The sequence below is a fragment of the Fimbriimonadaceae bacterium genome (assembly GCA_019638775.1).
GTDB lineage: Bacteria > Armatimonadota > Fimbriimonadia > Fimbriimonadales > Fimbriimonadaceae > JAHBTD01.
On the sequence record JAHBTD010000084.1, the window covers coordinates 1 to 2,361 of the forward strand.

General features: G+C 54.5%; 3 protein-coding genes. 2 read left to right on the forward strand and 1 reads right to left on the reverse strand.

Going from position 1 to position 2,361, the window contains the following annotated elements:
* Positions 1-206: 206 nt before the first annotated feature.
* Positions 207-554 (forward strand): transposase, encoded by a 348-nt coding sequence (locus KF784_20060; GenBank protein MBX3121353.1) that lies wholly within the window; start codon positions 207-209, stop codon positions 552-554.
* Positions 554-1,459 carry an IS3 family transposase gene (locus tag KF784_20065; protein MBX3121354.1) on the forward strand — a complete coding sequence of 302 codons (906 nt, stop codon included), beginning with the start codon at positions 554-556 and terminating at the stop codon, positions 1,457-1,459. Before KF784_20060 ends, KF784_20065 begins: the two co-directional genes overlap by 1 nt.
* Positions 1,460-1,556: 97 nt before the next feature.
* Here KF784_20065 and KF784_20070 read toward each other — a convergent pair whose 3' ends face one another.
* Positions 1,557-2,255, reverse strand: a complete 699-nt coding sequence (locus KF784_20070; GenBank protein MBX3121355.1) for a hypothetical protein — start codon at positions 2,253-2,255, stop codon at positions 1,557-1,559.
* Between the last annotated feature and the right edge of the window lie 106 nt (positions 2,256-2,361).

The following is a 2,361-nucleotide window of genomic DNA, read 5'->3' on the forward strand; positions in this document are numbered from 1 at the left end:
ACAGTTTTTAGAATGCTCGGTGTATCAAATGGTTTCCCCGTTTTGACTGCCAAAACAGATACTTGTGTGCCTTCCACTGATTCGATGGATTCGAGGGGTATTGGTCGATTTTGAAAATTTTTAGCACAAATTTAGCACAGGCATGTGGACTGCACCCCTAGATTGAGACAGCCAACATTGGCACACTTGCACCAGGAGGGAGGCAAGTGGCCAAGAAGCGCGTGGGCAAATTTCCGAAGGCGTTTCGGCAGTACGCGGTCATGCGGTTGAAGCAGTGCGACAACATCGTGGCGCTGTCGAAGGAGTTAGGCGTCCATCGGCGGCTGTTGTATACGTGGCGCGATCAGTTGGAGCCGGCGGAAGAAGGCGAAGGACCTCCGCCGAATTCCCGGGAAGCGACGCTCCGCAAGGAGGTCAGCCGACTGAAACGGGCGGTGGCGGACAAGACGCTGGAGGCGGATTTTTTCGCCGGTGCCTTGCGAGAAGTAAAGGCTCGACGTCAGCGGAGCGGCGATGCTGGCGGGACGGCATCTACGCCCACATCCGAGGCGTAATGTCGCAGCAAGGCAGCCTCAGTATCGAGCGCATGTGTCAGCTGGCGCCGGTCAGTCGGGCGGGCTTCTATCGGTCACTGCAGGAGTGGCATCCGGTCGAGGAGGAGATGGCGGTGCGTGATGCCATTCAACACATCGCCCTGGCGCATCGCCGGCGGTATGGCTATCGGCGCATCACGGCGGAGTTACGGCGGCGCGGCCTCCTGGTGAATCATAAGCGCGTCGCCCGGCTCATGCGAGAAGACAACCTGTTGGCCGTTCAGCCGCGGGCCTTTGTCACCACGACGAATGCACAGCATGAGTTGGAGGTGTATCTCAATCTCGCCAGCCGGCTCACGTTGACGGGCCTTAATCAGCTGTGGGTGGCAGACATCACCTACATTCGCCTGCGCACGGAGTTCGTCTATCTGGCCGTGCTGCTCGATGGCTTCTCCCGCAAGGTGGTGGGCTGGGCCTTGGAGAAGACCTTGGCGACGCGGTTGCCACTGGCGGCCTTGCATCAGGCCATCACGGCGCGCCAGCCTCCGCCAGGCGTCGTGCATCATTCTGATCGAGGGATTCAATATGCCTCAGGCGCGTATGTGCAGGTGCTCCGGCAGCAGCAGATGATTCCGAGCATGAGTCGGCCGGCGAATCCCTATGACAACGCCAGTTGTGAGAGTTTTATGAAAACGCTGAAGCGGGAGGAGATCTACGCGACCGCGTATCGCGATCTGGACCATCTGCGGTCGAACCTCGCCGTCTTCATCGAGGAATACTACAATGGCACCCGACTTCATTCGGCACTGGGCTACCAGCCCCCGAACGAGTTTGAGCGCGAGCTCGCGTCCGGGCCGCCGTCGACTGCGGCCCGCATGCAGTTTTTTCGGCCTGCACAGAAATCAACATCGGGAGAAGTCTCGTAGAGGAAGGACGGCAATCCACCCGAAGTGTGCTAATGCGAAACTGTCTCACTAAAGGGGTTCACCCCACATGCGAATCGAATTCTCAGAATATTGACGTTCATCTCATCGTCCAATGCTCTGTGCAAACTGAGCCACTGAGGCAAATGGACCAGCCTCCCCGCTCCTTCTTGCCAAATGTAATTTTCGGCACACTCACAGACCGTTCTTTCTGCTCAAGACCGTCAATTAGCACAGAAAACTTGGCATCTGGCTTTGGAGTGATGATGTTGAACGCAATCCCAAAGCACATCTCGCCGATCACGAAAAAAGTGGCGTGCTCGCTTTTGTGAAATTCAGGATCAAAAATTCCGGAGCAAAACCTCGTAGGATCGTCTTCTGTGGCCATGAATGGTCCGGTAAATCTTTCAGGAAGCAATAGTTGCCCTCCCTCCAGCGCTAGACCGACCTGAAATGGATCGAAAACAAATTCCTTAACCTCCGGGTTAAGATGGACGCCTATCCAAAATGGAGAACCACCAGTGTGCTCCCAAATGGGAATGAAAGGGACCACAGGTCCGATCAAACCGAATGAATCATCATTGTGAGCAAATACACGAATCGCTATTCCTGACAGATTTAGAACGGGATATTCTTTTCCCTCATCATCTTCGCTACCTCCAACAAAAGTTGGCCAGCTGTATGTGCCATGGCCAATCGCAACACAGCCTCCAATGTTAAAAAGACTGCCTATCATCAAAAGGATCAAAAAGGCCTTCCAATAAATCGGGGATGCACCTTTGTAATTAATAGCGTTCATTTGACTTGCTGGAATTAGAAATCGAGAAAGAACATTTGGGGGAATCTCGGTGCTTCTACCATTTGAGGAGATTCCGCGCCGTCAGTTGGTGCAAGAAATTCAACCC